Annotated in this window: 20 protein-coding genes, 1 tRNA gene and 2 pseudogenes; 7 read left to right on the plus strand and 16 right to left on the minus strand. The window is 52.6% G+C overall.

Annotation, left to right across the window (positions count from 1 at the left end; genetic code table 11):
• Positions 1-5: 5 nt before the first annotated feature.
• Positions 6-404 carry a Fur family transcriptional regulator gene (locus ABXS88_RS07370; RefSeq protein WP_353674536.1) on the plus strand — a complete coding sequence of 133 codons (399 nt, stop codon included), beginning with the start codon at positions 6-8 and terminating at the stop codon, positions 402-404.
• Positions 405-409: 5 nt separating this feature from the next.
• Here the strand turns inward: ABXS88_RS07370 and ABXS88_RS07375 are convergent, their stop codons facing one another.
• Positions 410-1,147 (minus strand): hypothetical protein, encoded by a 738-nt coding sequence (locus ABXS88_RS07375; RefSeq protein WP_353674537.1) that lies wholly within the window; start codon positions 1,145-1,147, stop codon positions 410-412.
• A gap of 120 nt (positions 1,148-1,267) precedes the next feature.
• Here ABXS88_RS07375 and queC point away from each other — a divergent pair.
• The 4 genes and pseudogenes from queC to ABXS88_RS07395 all read left to right on the plus strand — a co-directional run.
• A pseudogene (gene queC / locus ABXS88_RS07380) lies at positions 1,268-1,933 on the plus strand (7-cyano-7-deazaguanine synthase QueC); the annotation flags it as partial.
• A 27-nt stretch (positions 1,934-1,960) separates the two neighbouring features.
• A pseudogene (locus ABXS88_RS07385) lies at positions 1,961-2,407 on the plus strand (nitrate reductase associated protein); the annotation flags it as partial.
• Between the two features lie 72 nt (positions 2,408-2,479).
• Positions 2,480-3,928: an Asp-tRNA(Asn)/Glu-tRNA(Gln) amidotransferase subunit GatA gene (gene gatA / locus ABXS88_RS07390; RefSeq protein WP_353674538.1), complete on the plus strand. Its 1,449-nt coding sequence runs from the start codon at positions 2,480-2,482 to the stop codon at positions 3,926-3,928.
• Positions 3,929-4,014: 86 nt separating this feature from the next.
• On the plus strand, positions 4,015-5,412 hold the full coding sequence (locus tag ABXS88_RS07395) for an LCP family protein (RefSeq protein WP_353674539.1): 1,398 nt from the start codon (positions 4,015-4,017) through the stop codon (positions 5,410-5,412).
• Between the two features lie 107 nt (positions 5,413-5,519).
• On the opposite strand, the gene ABXS88_RS07400 is transcribed toward ABXS88_RS07395, so the two are convergent.
• The 3 genes from ABXS88_RS07400 to ABXS88_RS07410 form a co-directional block, all read right to left on the minus strand.
• Positions 5,520-5,759: a hypothetical protein gene (locus ABXS88_RS07400; protein ID WP_353674540.1), complete on the minus strand. Its 240-nt coding sequence runs from the start codon at positions 5,757-5,759 to the stop codon at positions 5,520-5,522.
• A gap of 34 nt (positions 5,760-5,793) precedes the next feature.
• Positions 5,794-6,090: a BrnT family toxin gene (locus ABXS88_RS07405; protein WP_353674541.1), complete on the minus strand. Its 297-nt coding sequence runs from the start codon at positions 6,088-6,090 to the stop codon at positions 5,794-5,796.
• A gap of 99 nt (positions 6,091-6,189) precedes the next feature.
• Complete coding sequence (locus ABXS88_RS07410; RefSeq protein WP_353674542.1) at positions 6,190-7,095, minus strand: o-succinylbenzoate synthase; 906 nt, start codon at positions 7,093-7,095, stop codon at positions 6,190-6,192.
• An 88-nt stretch (positions 7,096-7,183) separates the two neighbouring features.
• On the opposite strand from ABXS88_RS07410, the gene ABXS88_RS07415 reads away from it, so the two are divergent.
• Entirely contained in the window at positions 7,184-8,518 is a 1,335-nt protein-coding gene (locus ABXS88_RS07415) for a histidine phosphatase family protein (protein ID WP_353674543.1), read from the plus strand.
• Here ABXS88_RS07415 and ABXS88_RS07420 read toward each other — a convergent pair.
• The 4 genes from ABXS88_RS07420 to ABXS88_RS07435 all read right to left on the minus strand — a co-directional run bounded on the left by ABXS88_RS07420 (position 8,465) and on the right by ABXS88_RS07435 (position 13,358).
• On the minus strand, positions 8,465-9,613 hold the full coding sequence (locus ABXS88_RS07420) for an FAD-dependent oxidoreductase (protein ID WP_353674544.1): 1,149 nt from the start codon (positions 9,611-9,613) through the stop codon (positions 8,465-8,467). The genes ABXS88_RS07415 and ABXS88_RS07420 overlap by 54 nt on opposite strands.
• Positions 9,613-10,995, minus strand: coding sequence for a phospholipid carrier-dependent glycosyltransferase (locus ABXS88_RS07425; RefSeq protein WP_353674545.1), 1,383 nt, complete (start codon positions 10,993-10,995; stop codon positions 9,613-9,615). The genes ABXS88_RS07420 and ABXS88_RS07425 overlap by 1 nt, the downstream gene beginning before the upstream one ends.
• A gap of 53 nt (positions 10,996-11,048) precedes the next feature.
• A tRNA-Asp gene (locus tag ABXS88_RS07430) sits at positions 11,049-11,122 on the minus strand.
• A 91-nt stretch (positions 11,123-11,213) separates the two neighbouring features.
• A complete protein-coding gene (locus ABXS88_RS07435; RefSeq protein ID WP_353674546.1) occupies positions 11,214-13,358 on the minus strand; it encodes an IMS domain-containing protein in 2,145 nt (714 codons plus the stop codon).
• Positions 13,359-13,715: 357 nt separating this feature from the next.
• Here ABXS88_RS07435 and pdhA point away from each other — a divergent pair, with 357 nt between their 5' ends.
• On the plus strand, positions 13,716-14,744 hold the full coding sequence (pdhA, locus tag ABXS88_RS07440) for a pyruvate dehydrogenase (acetyl-transferring) E1 component subunit alpha (protein ID WP_353674547.1): 1,029 nt from the start codon (positions 13,716-13,718) through the stop codon (positions 14,742-14,744).
• A gap of 26 nt (positions 14,745-14,770) precedes the next feature.
• Here pdhA and ABXS88_RS07445 read toward each other — a convergent pair whose 3' ends face one another.
• The 8 genes from ABXS88_RS07445 to ABXS88_RS07480 all read right to left on the minus strand — a co-directional run bounded on the left by ABXS88_RS07445 (position 14,771) and on the right by ABXS88_RS07480 (position 22,031).
• Positions 14,771-15,955 carry a hypothetical protein gene (locus ABXS88_RS07445; RefSeq protein ID WP_353674548.1) on the minus strand — a complete coding sequence of 395 codons (1,185 nt, stop codon included), beginning with the start codon at positions 15,953-15,955 and terminating at the stop codon, positions 14,771-14,773.
• A gap of 60 nt (positions 15,956-16,015) precedes the next feature.
• Positions 16,016-16,510, minus strand: coding sequence for an SH3 domain-containing protein (locus tag ABXS88_RS07450; RefSeq protein ID WP_353674549.1), 495 nt, complete (start codon positions 16,508-16,510; stop codon positions 16,016-16,018).
• A gap of 71 nt (positions 16,511-16,581) precedes the next feature.
• Positions 16,582-17,598 (minus strand): type I glyceraldehyde-3-phosphate dehydrogenase, encoded by a 1,017-nt coding sequence (locus ABXS88_RS07455; protein WP_353674550.1) that lies wholly within the window; start codon positions 17,596-17,598, stop codon positions 16,582-16,584.
• A 132-nt stretch (positions 17,599-17,730) separates the two neighbouring features.
• Entirely contained in the window at positions 17,731-18,126 is a 396-nt protein-coding gene (crcB, locus tag ABXS88_RS07460; RefSeq protein ID WP_353674551.1) for a fluoride efflux transporter CrcB, read from the minus strand.
• The gene (locus ABXS88_RS07465) at positions 18,117-18,992 is read right to left on the minus strand and encodes a phosphorylase (protein ID WP_353674552.1); all 876 of its coding nucleotides are present in this window, start codon (positions 18,990-18,992) and stop codon (positions 18,117-18,119) included. The genes crcB and ABXS88_RS07465 overlap by 10 nt, the downstream gene beginning before the upstream one ends.
• Positions 18,979-19,698 (minus strand): hypothetical protein, encoded by a 720-nt coding sequence (locus tag ABXS88_RS07470; RefSeq protein WP_353674553.1) that lies wholly within the window; start codon positions 19,696-19,698, stop codon positions 18,979-18,981. Before ABXS88_RS07470 ends, ABXS88_RS07465 begins: the two co-directional genes overlap by 14 nt.
• 112 nt (positions 19,699-19,810) lie before the next feature.
• Positions 19,811-20,080 carry a photosystem I reaction center subunit PsaK gene (gene psaK / locus ABXS88_RS07475; protein ID WP_353674554.1) on the minus strand — a complete coding sequence of 90 codons (270 nt, stop codon included), beginning with the start codon at positions 20,078-20,080 and terminating at the stop codon, positions 19,811-19,813.
• Positions 20,081-20,201: 121 nt separating this feature from the next.
• A complete protein-coding gene (locus ABXS88_RS07480) occupies positions 20,202-22,031 on the minus strand; it encodes an SLC13 family permease (protein ID WP_353674793.1) in 1,830 nt (609 codons plus the stop codon).
• Positions 22,032-22,141 lie beyond the last annotated feature (110 nt).

Below are 22,141 nucleotides of genomic sequence, written 5' to 3' on the forward strand. Positions count from 1 at the left end.
AGCTCATGCCCAAACCCTTGACCAAAGCCCAGCGCCAGGTACTGACCCGTTTACAGACGACTCCCACCGAGGTCAGCGCTCAGCAATTGCACCGGGAACTCCAGGCCCAGGGGTTTAGGATTGGTCTGGCAACGGTTTATCGGAGCCTCAAATCCCTCCACAGTGACGGCCTTGTTCAGGAACGCCTCACGCCCACTGGGGAAGCGATGTACCATATCATTGCCGATGCCCCTAGCCATTATCACCACCTCAACTGTGTGCGCTGTGGCCAGGCCATTCCCCTCGAAAGTTGTCCCCTTAATCACCAATTTATGGAATGGTGCCAGGCCCAGAATTTTAAACTGTACTATCATACCGTAGAGTTTTTTGGCCTGTGCCACCGTTGCCAGGGGGAAACCGCCTAGCGAAGTCAATCTTTTTTCGACAAGGGAACGGTTTCAGGCTCCGTGGCGGCCGTTTCTGTCGCTTCTACCGTTGGGGGCCGGCGTTGGGAAAAGCCCCAGGTAAACACCAAGCCAATTAACAGAAGCATTAACCATTCCGGCGGTACTAGGCTGGGATTGATCACCCGAATCAACAATCGCAGGCCCACCAGGCCCACGGTCAGAAAGCCCGCATCTTCCAAATGGGTAAAAATCTCTAGCCAACGGATAAATAACTCCGCTAAAAACCGCAGGGTAATCACACCAATGGTGCCGCCGGCCAGGATTAACCAAAGGTCGTCGGCAATGGCAATGGCTGTGGTCACGCTATCGAGGGAAAAGGCCAGATCCGTCACTGCAATGATGGGGATGGCCTGCCAAAGGGAGGTAAAGGGCAAGCTACGGTGATGGGTTTCATCCTCTTCCGTTAGAAAATAATCTGCCACCAGCCAGAGGAGATACAGGGCCCCCAATAATTCAATTTGCCAAAAACGAACGACCCAAGTTGCCGCTAAAATCAGACTCATGCGGAGGACGTAGGCCACCAGCAGACCTAGGTTGAGGGCGTTTTTCTGTTGTTGCTTATCCGCCAATCCCTGAGCAATGGCCGCGAGGGCAATGGCATTGTCGGCGGATAGTACAGCTTCCAGCGCGATCAACACAATCAGAATGAGGGGCGTTTTGAGACTGAGGGCGAGGGAAGAGTCGAGTAACTGGTCTAACATGAAGAATGGGTAAGATAGCCTGTCCAGCGGCAAAGACTGGATTACAGCAGAGTGGTACTTTCCATTATCGGGGAAGTCTGTGGATTTTGCCCCATACTATTCATTGTTCTATCAATCAAGATGACTAAACGTGCTGTTGTCTTACTGTCCGGGGGCCTGGATTCGGCCACCTCAGCGGCCATCGCCCGCCAACAAGGCTATGAACTGATTGCCCTCTCCTTTAACTACGGCCAACGTCACCAACGGGAACTCCAGGCCGCCCTGGCCCTGGCCCAGCATTTGCAGATTACCCAGCACTACACCATCAACCTCGACTTGGCCCAATGGGGGGGCTCTTCCCTGACGGATACAAGCCAGGCCATTCCCACTAGCGGCGTTGATACTAGCGTGATTCCGTCTACCTACGTGCCGGGGCGAAATACCATTTTTATTGCCCTGGGCCTTTCTTTGGCCGAAGCCCAAGGGGCCGAAGCCATTTTCCTGGGCATTAACGCCATCGACTATTCCGGTTATCCCGATTGTCGTCCCGACTATCTCCAGGCCTATCAGCACTTGGCGGCCCTCTCGTCTAAGGTTGGCATCGAGGGCCATCCCATCCAACTGATCGCGCCCCTAATCCAGGACAGTAAAGTCGATATCATCCAAAAAGCAGTGGCCCTGGGGGTTCCCATTGCCCAAACCTGGTCTTGTTATCAGGGAGACCTCCAGCCCTGCGGTCGCTGTGATGCTTGCCGAATACGTGACCAGGCTTTAATCGAAGTGGGTTACCCCGAATTGGCCAGTTCTAACCTTCCCAGGCTCTTTTTTGACTTTGAAGCGGAATTTGTGGATTCCCTGCGCTGCATCCCCATGGTCGTTCGCTACAAGCTCGATACCTGCGGCGTAAAGCTCAAACTCCAGCACTGGCATGGTTTTTCCCAAGACCAACGTCAACAATTGGTGACGGCCCCCTGCGGGACAGCCCTCGAGGTGGAGCAGTATCGTCAACAACTCCAGGCCTGGGTCGCGGCCCAGACGGGAACCCCGGCCAATACCCTGTCCATTGACCCTGCGCCCCCCTGGTTAGAGACGGAACAAATCCCCGCCACGGTGCTCCAACACATGCAGGAACGGCAACTACCTCTCCTTTCCACTACGGCCTGGGCCGACCTGAGTCCTCTGCAGCGTTTTGCCTTGATCAAGCTCAGCCAACCGGGCCATGAAAACCGCAATTTTCTACCGGCCCTGCAAGAATTTGGCTTGGCAGGTCTTGAGGTCTAGACCCGGAGGGCCTACATCAGGCCTCCTGGAGGCTGATAGACTAGATAGCTGGAAACTGCGGGCTGATCTACTATGACTTCTATTCGGACGCTTCATCAACAGTTAGTGACTAAGGAACGCTCGGCGGTGGAAATCGCAACGGCCACCCTAGAGCGCATCCAGGCCTTGGAACCGAAACTCAAAAGTTTTCTCTGCGTTACCGCAGACCAGGCGCTGGCCACGGCCCAACAGGTTGATGCCAAGATTGCCCGCGGTGAAACCCTTGGCCTGTTGGAAGGTATTCCCATCGCCATTAAAGATAATCTCTGTACCCAGGGCGTGCCCACCACCTGCGCCTCTCGGATTTTAGAAGGGTTTATTCCGCCCTACGAATCGACCGTGACCCAGAAGCTCAAGGATGCCGGGGCCGTGATGGTGGGGAAAACCAATCTAGATGAATTTGCCATGGGCAGTTCGACGGAAAACTCCGGTTATCAAGTAACCGCCAACCCCTGGGATTTAAGCCGGGTGCCGGGGGGATCCTCCGGCGGATCCGCTGCCGCCGTGGCCGCTGATGAATGTGTCGTGGCCCTGGGGTCAGACACGGGGGGCTCGATTCGTCAGCCTGCATCTCTGTGTGGTGTGGTGGGTCTCAAGCCGACCTATGGCCTGGTGTCTCGTTTTGGTTTGGTGGCCTACGCTTCGTCTTTGGATCAAATTGGCCCCTTTGCCCGCAGCGTCGAAGATAGTGCTATTCTGCTTCAGGCCATTGCCGGTTACGATGCCAAGGATTCCACCAGCCTCAACGTCGAGATCCCCGACTATACCCAGTTCCTCAAACCGAGCCTCAAGGGCCTGAAGATTGGGGTGATTCGTGAAACCTTTGGCGAGGGCCTTGACTCGGTGGTGGCGGAAACCGTGCAAGCGGCCATCCAGCAATTACAGAAACTGGGGGCCGAGATCAAAGAAGTTTCCTGTCCCCGCTTTCGCTATGGCCTACCGGTTTATTACATCATTGCCCCCTCAGAAGCCTCGGCTAACCTAGCCCGCTACGATGCCGTTAAGTACGGTATCCGAGCCTCCAATCGCAACTTGATGGAAATGTACACCCAGACGCGGGCCCAGGGCTTTGGTCCTGAAGTCAAGCGGCGGATTATGTTAGGAACCTACGCTCTTTCCGCTGGTTACTACGATGCCTACTACCTCAAGGCCCAAAAGGTTCGTACCCTGATCAAAGAAGATTTTGACCAGGCTTTTTCCCAGGTGGATGTCCTTGTCTGCCCCACCGCCCCCACCACGGCCTTCCGCGCGGGGGAAAAAACCACCGACCCCTTGAGTATGTATCTGTCGGACTTGATGACCATTCCCGTCAATCTGGCGGGCCTGCCCTCCATGAGCCTCCCCTGTGGCTTTGATAGTCAGCATCTCCCCATTGGCCTGCAATTGATTGGCAACGTACTCCGAGAAGACCGACTCTTCCATGTCGGTTATGCCTACGAGCAGGCCACGACTTGGCACCAGCAGAAACCGCCCCTAGTTTAGCGATTGCTGAGGAGTCGCGGCAGAATTGGAGTAAATTGTTGTATCTTGATTGCAATCACTCGTTCTCCCTAATTGGTGTGAGGCCCATGGCTTTGTCTGCAAAAACTTCCTCTCATAAACGTTCCTCGGCTTCTTCTCAGCGGTTAAATAAAGCCAAAAAAGGACGTTGGGGATGGATTACAGCGGGCTTTATGATCATTGCCCTGGCCTCCGCCGCTGGTGGGGCCTGGTTGGCCATGGCCCTGGCTTCTGTTCCCTTGCGCCAAGCCAAGTTAACCCCCGCCCAAGCCGCTGTTTTTCGCCAAGATAAGGCTATTTCCTACCAAAGTCTCAATCTCCCCCAGTTGAGTCGCCCCATCAATGTCTTGGTTTTGGGTACAAAAGTGTTAACCAGCGATATAGGGAAGACATCCCCAGATCAGGGTTATCAGGCCTTAGTCAATTCCCTAGAGGGGTTGACTGACACAATGATGGTCGTTCGCCTCGATCCCAACCAAGGGAAGTTGACGCTCCTTTCCATTCCCCGAGATACCAAAGTCAAAATCCCTGGCCATGGAACCCAAAAAATTAATGCTGCTAATGTTTTCGGTGGGCCGGCCCTAGCCGCGAGTACGATAGAAGACTTGATGCCTGGGGTCGCCATTGACCGCTACCTGCGGGTGAATGTCCAAGCCGTCGAAAAGTTAATTGATGCCTTAGGCGGGGTTTCGGTTTATGTCCCCAAGGATATGAAATACCAGGATGATAGCCAGCATCTCTACATCAATTTAAAAGAGGGCCAACAGCATCTTAATGGGCAAGAGGCCCTCGGCTTACTCCGTTACCGCAAGGATGCCTTGGGGGATATTGGCCGCATCCAGCGCCAACAGTTGGTAACACGGGCCGTCATGGAACAGGCCCTGAAACCCCAAACTCTCCTGAAAATTCCTGATATCGTCGCTATTCTGCAATCCCATATTGATACCAACCTAACCATGGAAGAATTGGTGGCCATGGGGGGCTTTGCGGCCCAGCGTCAACGCAGTGACGTACAAATGATGTTACTGCCCGGTGATTTTAGTGGTCGCACGGGGACGAGTTACTGGCTGCCCCAGTCAAGCAAAATCAATGCCTTGGTGGCCCAACATTTTAGTTCTGAAACGGCAGATTCTCCCTGGGCTGAAACCACGTCGGCAGAGATGGCCTCGTCGGAGAATCCGAGTCGTCTGCACATTGCCATCCAAGACAGTACCAATAATCCCAAGGCTGTCCGGGCCCTGGTGCGTCGTCTAAGCCAAGCCGGTTATCGTCGAATCACGGTGGTGGAGGGCTGGCGGCAACCCCTCCGTCAAACCCGAATTTTGGCCCAGCAGGGGGATAGTCAAGGGGCGGCCCAAGTGCGCCAGGCCCTGGGATTTGGGGAAGTCCTCGTCGATAGTAGTGGCTATCTGATTTCCGATGTCACTATTCAAATTGGCCAGGATTGGCAGGGCCCAGGACAATAGGCTCGGTTTTTCCTACAGCGGTGGCAGATAAGTTAAGCAAGTTAACCAGAACTATCTACCATTATCCATATGAACTGCGGGGATACTGGCCGCACATTCCACTGAAACTAGCCCCCGGCTACTTCACTGAGTGCCCCTTGAATTACGTCATCACTGACACCGCGACGCTTTAGGCTTGCAACCAAAGCAGACACCGTATCGCCATCCAATCGCTCCAAATCAGCCCTTAACCCTTGGCCAACGTAAGCACGCACTAGAGGTTGATACCCAGAAAAACCCAGTAACGGCGCAACTCGTTTCAAATCCTCAATGACATCTTCAGGCATACGAATGGTAATCGTGGTCATGGGACGGTTCCGATCCAACCGCTTTTTCAAGGCCTCAGTTTTCATAATATTCCCGCTCCTGGCGCGTTGCTTTACGGGCCGAAATAATCCGAATAGTGTCATTTTCGCGTTCAATAAAGACAACGTACAGCAGGTTCCAACGTCGATCTAAGCCAATAATGGCATCTCGGGCTTCATCGTTGCGACTGGCATCAATGACCACCAGGAATGGGTCAAAGAAGGCTTCTGCCGCTTGCTGAAACGTAACACCATCGTAGTTTATCGGGTTAATCCTAGCTTTTTCATCGTTCCAGACGAAGGCAATACCATTGAGTGCGAAATACACATCCATGCCTGTAGTGTAGGGGCAATGTATTTACATCGTCAATACGGCTCAGTTTCCCCATATTGAGGGATTTAGGGAGCAAAATAAGACTTGACCAACAGGCTCTTAGCAAATGGGTCGAAAGCCCACGGCTCGTTGGGGATGGTTATAGCGCCGGGCCAGGGCCAGTACCTGACAACGGGCTACAGCAGTTTCCAACACGGAGGAGAATACAGCATCAAGGGGATGCGCTTCCAGCCACTGGGCTAACGTTGTGGGAAACCCCATGATGGCGGCCTTGAGCACATAAACACCGGGCCAGCCTTGATCATAGGCCTGTTGCAATTGGGCCAAGCTAGACACCGATTCATCCAGAGCCAGCACCGTCCGAAAATTCTGACCGAAGGCCTGCATCTCTGTTTCCTGGCCAGGGGGCAGGGGTTGTTCTAAAAATTCAATGGCCGGTAGCGTATCCAGTAGGGCCAGCCAACACTGGATGGTGGCGAAGTCCAGGCCCCCATTGGCATCCAAGCGGAGACGGCCCTGGGGCGGTAATTGATCTAGAAGTCGCAGGAGTAGAGCGCTTTCCACCGCAAAGGATTGCACAGCGATTTTCCATTTAAACGTTGTCACGCCAGGCAGGAGACCCTGGGCCAAAACGTCCAAGGCCGCCTCTCCCGTGGGCAGGAGCTGACAATAGGCTAGGGGATACTTAGAAGGCCCGGCGGCGGTTTCGGTGAGATCCGCCAGGGCCGAGCCGAAGGCAAACTGACAGCAGGGGAGTTGAGCCGGAATTATCTCAATTTGCTGGGCTGTGATCTGACCAGCCAAGGCCTGACAAAATTCCAGGGCCAGGGCCAGGGTTTCGGTACCAAACCAGGGGAGGGGGGCAATTTCTCCCCAACCAGTACGGCCCTCGTCATCGATTAACCGTAGGGTAATCCCTTCACGAATAGACCAACAGCCATAGCGGGTTTGTAGGGGTGGATTGAGGAGATTGTGGTAGGGAAAATAATCAACGGAATAGGTCATGGAAATCGAGGGGCTTCAGCTTGCCGGAGCGACCCAAGGATGTGACAATGAACCCAGCAAAACAGTTCTTGAGGGGAGGCATCCTAGCTTGGCTACACGGGTTATTATCGTTCGTCACGGACAAAGTAGTTACAATGCGCAAAAACGTATCCAAGGCCGTAGCGATGAATCAGTGTTGACCCCCAAGGGCGAAACCGATGCTCAGCAAGTCGGTGCCGTGTTAGCCCAGTTGCCCATTGATGCCATCTATTGCAGTCCTCTCCAGCGGGCCCGACGCACCGCGGACATTATCCACGGCTGTTTTGATAATCCCCCCCCTCTGTCCTCGACTCCAGACCTCCTGGAAATTGACCTTAAAATTTGGGAAAATTGGACAAAATCCGACGTTATCGCCCAGTTTCCCACAGAATACAAATGCTGGCATGAACGGCCCCAGGATTTCAGCATGACCTTGGCCGATGGTCAGGAAATTTTTCCGGTGCAATCCCTTTACCAGCAAGCCCAACATTTTTGGCAAAAGCTGTTACCCCAGGCCGAAGGTAAAACCATCCTCGTCGTTGCCCACAATGGCATTAATCGTTGCTTAATTATGGCAGCCATTGGCATGCCGGTGTCCCACTACCATCGGCTCCAGCAGTCCAACTGTAATATTAATGTCTTGAATTTCACCGGGGCCTGGGGGGAGCCGGTACAGCTAGAATCCCTCAACCAAACCTCCCATTTAGGGGTTCCCTTGCCACCGCCTCGTTCAGAGAAAAATCGCTTACGTCTGTTGTTAATTCGTCACGGGGAAACCCAATGGAATAAGGAGTCCCGCTTCCAAGGCATTCGAGATATTCCCCTCAATGATAATGGTCGCCTCCAGGCCCAAAAGGCCGCTGATTTTCTGCAAACCGTTCCTCTAGACTTTGCCATTAGTAGCCCGATGCTCCGGCCCAAGGAAACGGCCGAAATTATTCTGCTAAACCATGCCACGGTGTCCCTTGACCTTCAGCCCGACTTGATGGAAATCTGTCATGGTCTCTGGGAAGGCAAGCTAGAAAGTGAAATTGAAGCCGAGTTTCCTGGTTTACTCCAGGCCTGGAAAATAGCCCCGGAAACCGTGCAAATGCCGGAGGGCGAAAATCTACAACAAGTGTGGGACAGGGCCGTAGCCTGCTGGAACGAGCGCGTCCAGTACTATTGTGAGCAGACCGATAAAACCGTTGGTATTGTTGTGGCCCACGATGCAATTAACAAGGTGATCCTGGCGGATTTGCTAGGTCTGAGTCCGGCTAATTTCTGGAATATCAAGCAGGGCAATGGTGGCGTGAGCGTGATTGATTACCCCCATGGCCCGGATAGTCAACCCGTCCTCCAGGCCATTAATTTAACCACCCACCTCGGAGGCGTCTTGGATAAAACCGCCGCTGGGGCCCTCTAGGCCAGGATTGCCTTGGGACAAAACCCAATCGCGCACCTCCAGGGCCGTGGCCGGGGCCAGCAATACCCCATTGCGGTAATGGCCTGTGGCCAAAAGGACTCCCGCATAACCGGGTAGTGGACGAATCACGGGGGCTGATTCCCCCAGGGGCCGGGGCCGTTGGCCGCTCCACTGTCGTAGAATCTCAGCCGTTTCCAAGGCCGGACAGAAGCTAACGGCGGTTTGCCAGACCTGCTCTAGCCATTGGGCTGCCGTCGGTAGAGAAGCAGCTTCCTCTGCTGGAAATTCCACCGTTGCCCCCACCCAATACCGATTCTGGGTAAGGGGGACTATATGCACATCCTGATAACTCAGCACCGGCTGAAAATCGTCTCGACCCAGGGGATGGGCTACGCGTACCTCCAGGGCCTGGCCAATGACCGGTTGTAGAGAAAGGGCCTGCGGAGTAAGCGCACTGGAAGCAAGGCCAGCGGTCACAATCACGAGATCTGTTTCCAGAGGGCCTTGGGATGTCATAAGTGTAAGCCCCGATGTCGTTATGGCCGAAGGATCTAGGGGCTGACAGGCCACGCCAAAACGACAGTCCACGCCTTGCCGTTGGGCCGCGGTAATCAAGGCCTGAGTGAGCAGGGTTGGGGAAATTTGACAGTCTTGAGGCGAGTAGATAGCGCTCCCTCCCTTGTCCAGTACTACCTGGGGACAATGATGCTCTAGGGTGAACTGATCCCACAGGTCGAGGCGATAACCTTGGCTTTGTCGCAGGGCCTGTAAACGTCGCCATGGTTCTAAATCCGCCTCCGGGCCCTGGAGTAGAACAATGCCCTGACGATTCACCCCTAGCGTCTGGCCCGTTAAGAGCTCCAGTTCCGGGATCAGGGTTTCAAAACGCTCTAAACTCCGTTGACGTAACCGCCAGGCCCGGCCCTTGGTTTTGCGACTAATGGCCCCCATTAACACCCCCAGGGCTGCTCCCGTGGCCCCTTGGCCGGGTTGGGGGGCCGCATCCAGGAGCGTGGTCTGTAAGCCTGAGACAAGACTTAATTCGTAGGCAATGGCGGCCCCCACAACCCCCGCACCAATAATCGTTACCCGCATTAGATCCAACTCCTAAATAACATCCGCCAAGAAAAGGCCTGGGGTGTGAGGGGAAGCCCCAGAAAAATTGGCAACCAGTATAAAAAACCGACAAAAATCAGACCGAGGGTAGTCAGGGCCACGATCCGTCCAAAGGATTGGCGACTGGCCAAGAGATTATCCAGAATCAACGCCAAAGCAAACCAACTGAAGAGGTAGGCCGGCATGTAGTGATAGAAAAAGGTACAACGGCTGATTTTTAACCAAGGGAGGAGATTAACCAGATAATTAACAGCCAAAAATAGGCCCATGCCCCGGAGCCAGCGGTTATGGAGCCGTCGAGAACGATAGGTACTCAGTAAGTTCGCGCCCAAAACAGCTAAGGCCCCCGTGGAAAACCAAAGCAAAATTGGGTTGGCCATGCTGTGGACATCGTAAACCACACCGTATTTACCCGTTTGATAATAGTAGGCTACGGGTCGCCAAAGAATGAGCCAACTGTACCAGGGAGAACAATAGGGATGGACATCCGGCGTGTTGCCGATGCGCTGGTGGTATTGCCAGGTTTCCACTTGAATCCGCCAAAATCCGGCCAGGGAACGATACTCCGGGTTCATCAGTAGATGGGGAATCCAGAGCAGGCTATAGGTAAGTAGGGGAATCAGCACGAGGTAAAGTAGCACCTGCAACGGGGAAACTTGCTGGAAACGGTGCCATAACACTGGAATCCCAGGCTCTGGTTTTCCTCGCCAACGCTGCCAAAGGGCCAGACCCCAGGCCAAGGCCCATAGGCAGTAGATTCCCAACAAAAAGGCAAAGCCATTCCACTTCACACTTCCGGCACAACCGAGAAAAATACCCGCCAGGATTAACTGCCAGCGTTGCTGTTGTCGGAGGTAGGTCAGGCAGGCAATCTGGCCCAGCAGGCCAAAAAAAATCAGGTAAATATTATTGAGGGCGTAGCGGGACTCCACCAAAAACAGGCCATCCAAGCTAGCCAAAAGAACCAGGAGAATCGTGAAACGTCGCCGTTGGGTCAGCAGATAGCCCAAGGCCCCAACCAGCAAGGGAATGGTTGACCCCACTAGGGCATTGAGCCAACGATAACTCCAGGTGGAACGCAGGGAACCAGTGAGTTCATTTAAGCTGTCTGGCCCTGCGGGAAATAACGATCCCAGACCCATACCCAGGGCGATTAGGTAGTGACTCAGGGGCGGGTGGGAGGGAAAAAAGGGCTTACCCAGCCAATAATCGTTGGCAAATTTAGCGTAATAAACTTCGTCAAAGACAAGGACATTAAACTGCTCTAGTTTCCAGAAACGGAGGATCAGGGCAACGATGAAAAGTACCCCTAGCATCCATTGAAACCAGGATAACTGGAGCTTAAGACGGGAATTCAGCATTCTATTGAGGAAGGAACCGCTCTGAACAGAATACCGTTTTTTTACTTACTTAACGGGTCTGACGGGGCTCGAACCCGCAACTTCCGCCGTGACAGGGCGGTGCTCTAACCAATTGAACTACAGACCCAGGTTTTTGAGACTTTTATTAGTCTAGGGAGATCTTGGGCATTTGTCAAGGCTGATCCCGTTATTTTTTGACCTAGGCTAGAAATCAACCGCTAGTGAATTTTTTGCACAGAGATATCGGTAATTTTCCACTGGTCTCCCTGGCGTTGGAGTTGATAGCGCACAGTCAGGTCATCCTTTTCCTGCCGTAGGGGCTGGTTGGCCCTTCCCACTTTATAGTACTTAGTTGCTTCTTTGACCCGAGCAATGACTTCAGCCTGCTGGGGATTGCGAGCATCCACCTGAAAAGAAAGAATGTCGGCTTGGTGCTGATACTCGCGATACTGTTTTTGGAGTTGGTCTTGGCGGACACGATTTTGTTGTTGGCTCAGAATCGGCTCGACCAGAATATCCGTTAGGGCCGCACTATTTTGGGATTGCCCAAAGGCCTGAGCCTTGCGGGCCAACCAGGTTTCTACCACTTGACGGGCTACGTCGGCATTGAGATCCCCTTGGGGCAGAAGCAGAACCTGAGCTTTATTGGGATCAGGAAGCTCGATGGGGGGGGCTAGCAAGCTCACATCCAACTGCTCCCCTTCTAGGCCATTGAGGGGAGAGCGACTTTGAGCCCAAAAAACACTGCCTAGGCCAATTACCGCTGCCACAACCGTTAAAAACAGGCCAAAGCGCAGGGGCTTAATCGTCACTTTGCGGCGTCGCTTCCGCCTTGGAGTAGTCTCAACTGCTTCTTCTGAACTTGAAATGGGCGTGGGAGCACTCTCTTCTGCTGGCACTATGGCCGGAGAGGATAACACCTGGGTAGAACCGCTAGGAGAGACCGGCGCTGGGGCAGTGCGGGAACGAGCGCTATTTCCTTTTCGTCTCTTGGTAGGGAGCTCGGAAATGTCATCTGAATACGTCGCAAAAGGGGTAGCCATGGTGGGTAGAGGATTCGTATCCAAAGAAGATGACACGGCAGAAGGAGTGGTGAGGGAGTTAGCGTCGTGCTCAATAAAATATTGAACATCCGCATCAGCAAAATAATCAGTTAAGGAGAGATTGGCCGTCGTAATATCCCGAAAATAGGGACACAGTTCTGTGGTCAGCCACTTTTCTGTGTAACGGTACAAGCCCAGGAATGCATCCGAGTCTTCCGAAGATGGGTCGCGGATTAAGGCCAATGCTTTTTGGTCTTGGCTTTTTTCAAGGGCCAGCATTGCTGTTTCCGTCTGACCTAATAATAATGCACAAATCGCTTCCTCTAGGGCTACATCTTGATGATTTGTTATGTTTTGCAAAAGAGTCTGAGCCTCTAGAAGTCGCTGGGGTTCTTTTTGACTGAGGCCCTGGGCAATCAAAATCTGAAACCGCAAGTAGCGACTAATCACTGAGGCCCGGGCCGACTCTGGGCTAAATAGTTGCTGTTGTTCTGGGAGGGTTAAGGTACTGCGGAGTTGTTGAATAAACTTTAAAAAGTCGTCGGTTGTCAGACCGGACTGGTCATCGCCCTTGCCATCAATACCCCCCCGGTCTTGGATCATGTCCTGGAGGAGAGCCAGCCCCCGTTGTCTCAACTCAAGGTCTGATGCGGTCATAGCCGCTGGTGTCAGCAGTTCAAGGATACGGTAGGGGCGTAGCTTATAGAGCTCCTGGCGAATTTCCGCTTGCACCGAAAGAAAGTCATTGTGTTCCTGTAAGCGGGCCAGGGCTTTTAATCCTGAAGTAGCCGCTGCTTCATAGGTTTGTTGTTGCCATTGTTCTCGGCTTAATTCCAGGTAGGCCAGGGCAACGGTCAAAACAAGATCAAGGGATTTTTCTCCAGGAGAAGCTTCCAAAAGTAAGGGTTCAGCAAAGGCTAAAACTAGTTCGTATTCACCTAGATCCTGAAGCACTAAAAAGGCCCCCATCCATTGCTCTGGAGCTAGATCCAGGAAAGGGGCTGGGCTGAGGTCGTCTTCGTCGGCTGCTGGTAGTTCAGGATCGGCCTCCCGGCTCTCATCGACCAAGGCGTCCCAGGTGAGGGAAACGGCCTCCTCGTTCTGACCCCACCATTGTTGATCGTAGTAGCGGCGTTGATCAGGATTGCTTAGGACCGCGTAGGCCTCGGCGTAGAGTTCATTACGGGAGGTGATGGCGGCTTCACTGTATTCTCTACGCGGCAGTTGAACAAGTCGGTCTTGATAAGCCTGTTCGATTTGTTCTTCTAATGAATGTAATGGGATTCCTAAAACTCGGTAATAGTCGAGAGGGATTCGCACGGCGGGCTTCCTCAGCGGGTCGTCCTAAAAAGTTGCTTAAAGTTTACTACATTAACAGATTAGCTGAGCCGTAACTCTCTGGGGATGGGGTCTTCCTTAGTCCCACGGCAACCGGCTGGGGTATTCTGGTTAACTTTTCCTTGAAATAGGATCTCTATTGCTACTGGATTAACCCAGAGATTAAAGCTTAAATATGCCGCGTTTGGTTGTAGCTCTAACCCTTTGCCCAGGGCCTCTCCCCTACCCGACCGTTAACAAGACTACGGTAATCGCCTAGAATTTAAGCTGGGCTAGCCGTTAAGTTTCCGCAGATTTTAGCCAGCCTGTTCCATCATATTTTTATTTACCGACAAGACTATGGTTGCAGAGCGCATCTTGCCCGAATTTAATACCGCTACCGTTTCCTTGAGCAAGGAACAAGGACTGATTCTCTACGAAGATATGGTTCTGGGCCGCTTTTTTGAAGATAAATGCGCTGAAATGTATTATCGGGGCAAGATGTTCGGCTTTGTCCATCTCTACAATGGTCAGGAAGCCGTCTCCTCTGGCGTGATCAAGGCCATGCGCCAAGATGAAGATTATGTTTGCAGTACCTACCGGGATCACGTCCATGCCCTGAGCGCAGGGGTGCCGGCACGGGAAGTGATGGCCGAGTTATTTGGTAAAGCAACCGGCTGTAGTCGAGGCCGGGGAGGCTCGATGCACCTCTTCTCGGAACAACACCATTTATTAGGCGGCTTTGCTTTCATTGGTGAAGGAATTCCCGTCGCCTTAGGAGCCGCTTTCCAAAGCAAGTATCGCCGGGAAGTGCTGGGGGATCCGCGTAGTGATACCGTAACGGCTTGTTTCTTTGGGGATGGTACTACCAACAACGGCCAATTTTTTGAGTGTCTCAATATGGCGGCCCTCTGGAAATTACCGATCCTGTTTGTGGTGGAAAATAATAAATGGGCGATTGGGATGGCCCACGAACGGGCGACCTCTCAACCGGAAATCTATAAAAAGGCCAGTGTTTTTAATATGGCCGGCGTGGAAGTAGATGGTATGGATGTGGTCGCGGTTCATAGTGTGGCCCAAGAAGCCGTAGCCCGTGCCCGTGCTGGTGAAGGGCCAACCTTGATCGAGGCTCTGACCTACCGTTTTCGTGGCCATTCCCTTGCTGATCCCGACGAACTTCGCTCCGCAGACGAAAAACAATTCTGGGGGGCCCGTGATCCCATCCGCAAGTTTGCTGCTTACCTCACGGAGAACAAGCTAGTCAAAGACAAAGAACTCAAGGCCATTGACCAGAAAATCCAGAACATCATTGATGAGGCCCTGCAATTTGCAGAAAGCAGTCCTGAACCTGATCCCAGCGAACTTTACCGCTATGTGTTTGCTGATTAGAGCTAGGATCATATGAACCCGAGGCCCTAGTTTAAAACAAACCCTTTGGCCGCTAATTGTTTGCGCAGGGCCTCGATCATCACGACTTCTAGGGTATTGGCGGAGGCGGTTGAAGAGGCTTGCTGACGAAGATAGTCGGCGCGTTTTTGGCCAAGCTCGGTGATCTGGGCCTGGAGCCGGGCCCTCTCCGTTTGCTTGGTTTCTAGGTATTGTCGTTGTTCATTGGCACTCATGGAACGCATTGCCTCAGGCAATTCTTCCTTAGAAAGTTCATTCAGTTTAACGGTTTGATCGGCCAGGGCATCGAGTAAATCCCAGGAACTGTTGCGATAATAGGCCGAACTTTTGGCTTGGGCTCGATTCAGGGCGGCGCCGCTACTGCCACGACTGGCAGCGTTCTGATCCTCTGCTAACTGGCGTTGTTGACCAGCTTCACCACTATGGCCGTAGGGAATATAGGTCTGATTGAGTTGTTGATTTAATTGCTCGATTTTTGGGTCGTAGGGAGTAGGAATGTCAACCACGGCTTGGTCTTGGTTGATATTAAAATAACTGCCTTGGCCACTGTCGGCTCCTTCGGCCCAAAGACGACTTTCAGAATTTTCCGCCGTGCCACAGTAGATCGTATTAATCACAATGTCCTTTTGACGGGCCTGGCCAATGGCCGTTTGCCACGAGACTCGGCCTTGATCAAAGGGTTCGTTACCGGCAATAAACATAGCCCGGAAATTATCAGGATTGCGGTCCCAGTCGAGCTGAGCGGTTGCCGATTCGATCACCCAGCCGGCATACTCCTGGCCCCCATCGGTAGTAATACTAAATAGCTTTTCAGACACTTGATCCAATTCTGGGCTGAGGGGATTCATCAAGCGATTAAATCCTTCCGCCGAGGGCAGGGTATTGTTACCGTAGTGATAAAGGGCCACCTCCAGAACAGGCGTTTTGCCATCCTTGGTGACGTTAGCTAGGGCATTAACAATTTTCCAAATCTGAGTGCGGGTTTGCTCAATCAACCCATCCATACTGTTGCTAGAGTCCAGCAAGATCGCAATCTGGATCGTTGGTCGGTCAGAAAAAGTGGCCACTGGCCCTGGGGGAGAGACGATGAGACTGGGGTCTTCAGGAACGGGAGATATTTCCTTGGCCACCAGCGGGAAGATAGCCAGGGCCAAACCAACGGGAATCAGCAGGGATAAGTAACGAATTTTCATCGTAGTGACCAGCAGAGGAAACTGCCTTTATCCTAGCGATGGCAGCAGATTTTTTAAGGATTATTCCGTTTTTTCCAGGTTGCCCTGGCGCACCCAACCTTCCTGGTTTCCGGCCCGGATTTTGACCCATTCCCCGTCGGCGGATTTTTCTAGCACCATTACTTCATCGTTATAAGCCACCCCACCGGCCCGCTCAGAGGAACGACTGGGTTCACTGCGTAAACTTAACCCTCCGCTCCAAATAACCTTGGCTTTATAGGCTCCAGGGGGAAGGGTCGCTTCTGGGCTAGGAGAGGGACTGGGACTGGGACTGGGACTGGGAGACGGACTAGGACTGATGGTCGGTGAACTACTCGGACTGGGGGACGGCGAAGCCGTTACTGGGGAAGGTATCGGGCTTGCTTTTGGCTTTTCTTCACTAAATACAGGCTTGCTGGGAGGGGCCGTAAAGCGCGTCAAAATAACGTAGCCAATTAGAGCCGCTCCCCCCGTAAAGAGGGTAATACCGAGGATAAAGCCCAAGAGGAATTGTAAGAATCCAGATATTTTTTTCATAGGGAACTCAATAAAAAAACCCTAGCCATCGGAAGACATCCAGCTAGGGAAATTGTAGTTATGACCGGGGTTTATTGCCAGTTTTGGGCAACCACTTCAGCCAGGTCTACTACCCGTTGGGAATAGCCCCACTCGTTGTCGTACCAAGCAACCACTTTCACCATGTCGCCGCCCATCACCATGGTCAGGCCAGCGTCCACTGTTGAGGAGCAATCGGTGCCCCGGAAGTCACTGGACACTAAAGGCAGATCGGTGTAGTCCAAAATTCCCTTGAGGGGGCCTTCCGCCGCTGCCTGCAGGACTTCATTCACTTGTTCAGTGATGGTGTTCTTTTCTACTTGCACCACAAGGTCAACAATGGAAACGTTAGGAGTCGGAACCCGTAGCGCAATCCCATTTAGTTTGCCTTTTAATTCGGGAATTACCAGAGCCACGGCTTTAGCAGCGCCCGTGGAAGTAGGAACAATGTTCACCGCGGCAGCCCGAGCCCGACGCAGATCTCGGTGGCTGGCATCGAGAATCCGTTGATCCCCAGTGTAGCTGTGGGTCGTGGTCATCGTGCCTTTGATAATGCCAAAATTCTCGTGTAGTACCTTGGCAATGGGGGCCAGACAGTTGGTGGTACAGCTCGCATTGCTGATGACATCGTAGTCACTGTGGCGGTATTCATGAGCATTGACCCCCACAACGTAGGTGCCAATATTGGCCCCTTTCCCAGGAGCAGTAATCAAAATCTTTTTAGCACCCGCGGCCAAATGCTTCGAGGCCCCTTCGTGATCGACAAAGACCCCGGTGGCTTCAATAATCAAATCAACGTTCCATTCCGCCCAGGGAAGATTGAGGGGATTACGGTCAGAAACGCATTTAATGGTTTTGCCGTTGACGGTGATGGAGTTGTCATCGGCAGTGATATCCACGTTGTTAAGTTTACCCAGCATGGAGTCGTATCTCAGCAAGTGGGCATTCGTTCTGGGGTCTGAAGTATCATTGATGCCGACGACTTCGATTTGGCTCGCGGCCCGCCCCAGCCAGCATCGTAGAAAATTACGCCCAATACGTCCGAAACCGTTGATTGCTACTCTAATCACTGCGTCTTACCCTCTGTGTTTTAGCTCAATACATTAAAGAAGTATTAATTCAGACCAATAATATCCCATAAGGCCCAACACTTCGACGGCAACAGAAATTTTTTTTTGAATCCCTCAGCCCTTTTCTTTTGCCTAGGGTAGGCTACGGGCCAAGAGGGCCCCCAATTCGACGGCTACCACTCCCAGCACCAGGCTTCCCACCCCGTAGATTAAAGTTTGGCCAAAAAAACCGACCCGCAGGAGCAGGTGGGTATCGAGGGCATAGGTCGAAAAGGTGGTGTAGGAACCCAAGAAACCTACGGTTAACAGGAGTCGCAGTTCTGGGGTAATCAAGTTACGCGTCATGGCCAGGGTCACGATCAGGCCCATTAAAAAAGACCCACTCACATTCACCAGGAATGTCCCGAAGGGAAAACCTTCCCCCAGCCAACGGGCGGCCCATAGGCTAAGGTAGTAGCGACTCAATGCTCCCGGAATGGCCCCCAGGGTAACGGCTAGGGCCGATCTGAGATTAGGATCTAGGGCCATGGCAATCCCACCTGGGTCAGTAAGGTCAGGGGCGGTGTCGTGGTGGTTAACTGCTCCCACTGTTGACGGTTGCGGACTAGCAAGGCCCCGGCAAACCCCAGGGCATTCACCTCAATCCCTTGAAAACTGGCCTGGGAACGGGGAATGAGCAAAAGCCACTGGCGGGTTAGGAGCAGATTGTAGGGACGGGTAACGGTGTTAGCCGCTAGATTGAGTTGTTGCAGGGCCTGGCTGTAGACCTGGTGGAGTTGGTCAGCAGTTGGATTGGTTTCTAGGGGAATGAAGCAATGTTGAAAAGGTAAAGTTGTGAGATTCAGGGCCTGGTAGGGAGGAACAGAGAGGCCCACCTCTAGCCAAGGGGCTAAGGGAAAGGCTGGCCCTGAGGGCATTAGGGGAAAAGGCACCAATTGCAAATGCTTGTGGCGTTGGCTAGCACCAGCTAGGGGGCCACTATTGTAAAACACCAAACCATCGATGGCCTGGAGGGCTAGCAAGGCCGCGGCAAAATCCGCTAGGGTCAACGGACTTTCCTGAGCTTCAAAGGCCCGGGTGATCATCAATAGATGGTGTTTGACCGCATTGTATTTGTTGAGCAGGGCCCCGTGGGTCGGGGAAAGGTCACCGACATAGAGATCGGGATCGTAGGGCAGAAACGGATTAAAATCCTTGGGCTGGCTGGCGGTTTGCTGGCGCTTGCGTTCGAGGTTGGCCAGGATTCTCACCAAGAACGTCACATCTCCAGAGGTGAGGGTCTGGATCTCAGTGGCGATGGGCTCTAGGGCCCCACAGGCTAGGGCCCTTTGGGTCTGCTCACAAACCCGTGCCCAAAGCGTCTCCGGGGATAAGAGGAAATTAGTTGGCGCCATGGCTAGGGGAGTCAACCTGGAGGATGACCTCATTATTATTTAACTGAAGGTTACGCAAATTGAGCTGGCCCATGGGCAAGGCCAAACCCTTTTGGAGTCGTTCGGGGGGGATCTGCAATTGCTGAGCCATCTCGGCTAGGGTAAAACGGAGTTGGCCAACTTTAATGGTGCTATCTACCGGTAGGATAAGGGTATTTTGTTGCACCTGGGGCTTACCTGCAATACCGAGATAGAGGTCTTGGGTTTGCAGTTGAGGAAATTGCTGGCGGAGCTTTTCGAGCAGGGCCTGTTCCCGTGGCCCGAGGTTCAAACCTTGCAAAGATTGGGGGCTAATGACGGTTCCCACTTCCAGTTGATCGGCTTTAACCTGGGTCTTGAGCTGGGGCAGGAGGGCTGTGGGGAGGTGGCGGGGGGCTGAGATTTGCGCTAACTCGGCTTGAAGGACTTGATTCAGTTCCTGGGGCTTCAAGCGGATATCCAGTTGGGTCGGGACAGAGCCTGGGTTCTGAGACGATTGTTCCTTCGCGGCTTGGAGTTTTTGCTGGAGCAGGGTCTCGGGATTGATCGGACTAGCTAGGCTACTGGGAAGGGCCATCTCCCGCTGGTACCAATCCGGGATCGTCGTGGCCTGTCGCCAAAAATAATAGATGATAGCGGCGCTGACGAGGAGTAGCCCCCCAGCTAAAAGCAATAGTTTTTTCCCCATGGCATCCCTACCAAAGATTTTCGCAGTACTCCGCTAGGTCAGAATCTCCGAGGGGCTAGAGGAGAGCACTGAATGCGGCCGAGCCCCTCGGAGATTGAAAAGAGAGGTAAGACTACAGAACTCCTGTGCTAGCTAGCCCAAGTACCATGCCTGCACCGAGGATATGGCCGAAGCTCATGGTAGCGAGTAATTCCGGCAGGCCAAAGGTTTTTTTCGAAGCCAGTTGGGGCAAGGGTAGGCCCGTTCCTTGACCCGTTTTTTGAATGGCAAAATAGCCAATGACGAAGGCAAACAGATTGCAAAAACTCATGATCAGGCCAATGGACAGGCTCCACTGCGCAGTGGTCGGGGTCACTTGGGCCAGCAAGAAGAGGCTAGACATTGTTGAGCGTTCTCCTAATTAAGTATTGTTTTCAAAAAGAGTTGAATCATCCCAAATTATAGGGAGCCTCTTTCCAAAACCCGATCTTTTGTGGCAATACTTAACATTGCCAATACCCTGTCTAGGCTGGTTTCAGACCATAGAGCAAAATCGTAAACAAGGGGGTTAATAAAGCTAACATGATCGTCAAAGGTGCACCCACGCGGGTAAAGTCAAAGAACTTATAGCCCCCTGGCCCGTAAACCATGGTGTTCGTCTGATAGCCAATGGGGGTCATGTAGCTATTGGAGGCGGCAAAGGTGACCACAAACATAAAAGCCAGGGGATTGAGGGCCAGGCTTTTCGCCACTTCAAAGGCAATGGGCAACATCAACACCACTGTGGCATTGTTCGACAAAATTTCCGTCAACAGGGCCGTCGCCGCGTAGAAGAGCAAAAGAATCCAGTAGCCGGAGAGATGACCACCGAAACTGACCAGGCCCTCCGCCAGCCAGCGGGTCGTCCCCGAATTGTCCATGGCCGTTCCCAGCGGAATTAGGCCCGCCAGCAGAAAAATAATGTCCCAACGAATGGCCCCGTAAACTTCTCCGGGTTTAAGGCAACCCGTGATCACCATCAACAACACCCCCATTAAACTGCTGACCAGGATCGGCATCCAATCAACGGCCGCTACGACCACCACGGCAACAATAATAGCCAGAGCAATCCAAGCCTTTTCTAAACGTAGATTTTCCCAACTTTTCTCTTCTAAAACCAATAGTTCCCGCGTTGTTTGTAAGCCTAAAAAGCTTTCCTTAGGGCCTTGTACCAGCAGCAGATCCCCAAATTTGAGTTTGACCTTCCCCAGTCGTTGCCGCAGAATTTCTTCTCCCCGTCGGACGGCAATCACCGTGGCATTGTAGCGTTGGCGAAAGCGCAGTTCCTTGAGAGTCGAGCCGATTAAACGGGAGTTGGAAAGAATAAGTACCTCGGCAATTTTTTCCTCTCCTTCCTTGAGGGTTTCTTCAATATCGGCTTCGGAAAATTTAATATCCGCCAAAATTTCGATGCCACGCTCCGCCTTAATTTTTAAAAGATCATCCCGACTTCCTCGAACAATGAGAATATCTCCCAAAGAAAGTACTTTATCCGCTAGGGGTTGGGGAAAATGGGTCTCATTGTGAATAATTTCCAGTACATCAATGTCAAATTTTCGCTGAATTTCACTCTGCCGCAGGGTTTGGCCAATCAGACTAGAACGGGGTGGAATAATAATTTCACTAACGTAATCCTTCAGTTGGTACTCTTCAGTAATTTTGCCAACAACAGCGGGTTTACGGTCAGGTAAGAGCCGGGGGGCCAGGCAAACCAAGTACAGCAAACCCAAACCAAAGGTGAGCAGGCCAAGGGGCGTAAATTGAAACAGACTGAATTCCTGGCCTGTGAGTTTTTTGGCCAGACCGCTGGCCAAAATATTGGTCGAAGTACCAATGACAGTAATCATGCCCCCCAAAACCGTGGCGTAGGATAGGGGAATCATTAGCTTGGAGACAGAAATCTTCCGTTGCCGGGCCCATTCCTCCACAATTGGCAAAAAGACCGCCACCACCGCTGTATTGTTGATAAACGCTGTAATTGGCCCCACCACTAGGCCCAATACCATAATTTGTTGCCCGGCGCTTTTGCCACCCCAACGCACCAAAAAATCCCGCACAATTTGGATAATCCCTGTTCGGGTGATGCCGTAACTGAGGATAAACATAGCCATTACGGTAATGGTGGCAGAATTGCCAAAACCGGCAATGCCTTCCTCTGGACTCACCAGACCCAAGACGATTAGCACCACCGTCACCAAAAGGGCTGTGAGGTCAATGGGCAACCATTCCCCTACAAACATGACCAGAGCGCATCCAATCACCACGAGGGTCAAGAGGATTTGGTGGGAATTGAGCCAGCTTTGTACAAGGGTCATCACAGTATCGTTATCCAGTATTCCTACCAGAATAGCGGATATTATCCCCTGTATTCTCTCCTGACTGAAAACAAAAAATTCTCCCCGCAGGAAGAATTCTGGAGGGCCTG

The sequence above is a fragment of the Synechocystis sp. LKSZ1 genome (assembly GCF_040436315.1).
In the GTDB taxonomy this organism is placed as follows: Bacteria; Cyanobacteriota; Cyanobacteriia; order Cyanobacteriales; family Microcystaceae; genus Synechocystis.

What these genes read in the sequence shown, in the direction of transcription:
- ABXS88_RS07470 (WP_353674553.1), bottom strand. Translation starts at nt 19,698, where the DNA reads ATGGGGAAAAAACTATTGCTTTTAGCTGGGGGGCTACTCCTCGTCAGC.
- ABXS88_RS07450 (WP_353674549.1), bottom strand. Translation starts at nt 16,510, where the DNA reads ATGAAAAAAATATCTGGATTCTTACAATTCCTCTTGGGCTTTATCCTC.
- ABXS88_RS07445 (WP_353674548.1), bottom strand. Translation starts at nt 15,955, where the DNA reads ATGAAAATTCGTTACTTATCCCTGCTGATTCCCGTTGGTTTGGCCCTG.
- ABXS88_RS07395 (WP_353674539.1), top strand. Translation starts at nt 4,015, where the DNA reads ATGGCTTTGTCTGCAAAAACTTCCTCTCATAAACGTTCCTCGGCTTCT.
- ABXS88_RS07465 (WP_353674552.1), bottom strand. Translation starts at nt 18,992, where the DNA reads ATGGCGCCAACTAATTTCCTCTTATCCCCGGAGACGCTTTGGGCACGG.
- ABXS88_RS07420 (WP_353674544.1), bottom strand. Translation starts at nt 9,613, where the DNA reads ATGCGGGTAACGATTATTGGTGCGGGGGTTGTGGGGGCCGCCATTGCC.
- ABXS88_RS07375 (WP_353674537.1), bottom strand. Translation starts at nt 1,147, where the DNA reads ATGTTAGACCAGTTACTCGACTCTTCCCTCGCCCTCAGTCTCAAAACG.
- ABXS88_RS07400 (WP_353674540.1), bottom strand. Translation starts at nt 5,759, where the DNA reads ATGACCACGATTACCATTCGTATGCCTGAAGATGTCATTGAGGATTTG.
- ABXS88_RS07405 (WP_353674541.1), bottom strand. Translation starts at nt 6,090, where the DNA reads ATGGATGTGTATTTCGCACTCAATGGTATTGCCTTCGTCTGGAACGAT.
- ABXS88_RS07410 (WP_353674542.1), bottom strand. Translation starts at nt 7,095, where the DNA reads ATGACCTATTCCGTTGATTATTTTCCCTACCACAATCTCCTCAATCCA.
- psaK (WP_353674554.1), bottom strand. Translation starts at nt 20,080, where the DNA reads ATGTCTAGCCTCTTCTTGCTGGCCCAAGTGACCCCGACCACTGCGCAG.
- pdhA (WP_353674547.1), top strand. Translation starts at nt 13,716, where the DNA reads ATGGTTGCAGAGCGCATCTTGCCCGAATTTAATACCGCTACCGTTTCC.
- ABXS88_RS07370 (WP_353674536.1), top strand. Translation starts at nt 6, where the DNA reads ATGCCCAAACCCTTGACCAAAGCCCAGCGCCAGGTACTGACCCGTTTA.
- ABXS88_RS07425 (WP_353674545.1), bottom strand. Translation starts at nt 10,995, where the DNA reads ATGCTGAATTCCCGTCTTAAGCTCCAGTTATCCTGGTTTCAATGGATG.
- crcB (WP_353674551.1), bottom strand. Translation starts at nt 18,126, where the DNA reads ATGGCCCTAGATCCTAATCTCAGATCGGCCCTAGCCGTTACCCTGGGG.
- ABXS88_RS07480 (WP_353674793.1), bottom strand. Translation starts at nt 22,031, where the DNA reads ATGACCCTTGTACAAAGCTGGCTCAATTCCCACCAAATCCTCTTGACC.
- gatA (WP_353674538.1), top strand. Translation starts at nt 2,480, where the DNA reads ATGACTTCTATTCGGACGCTTCATCAACAGTTAGTGACTAAGGAACGC.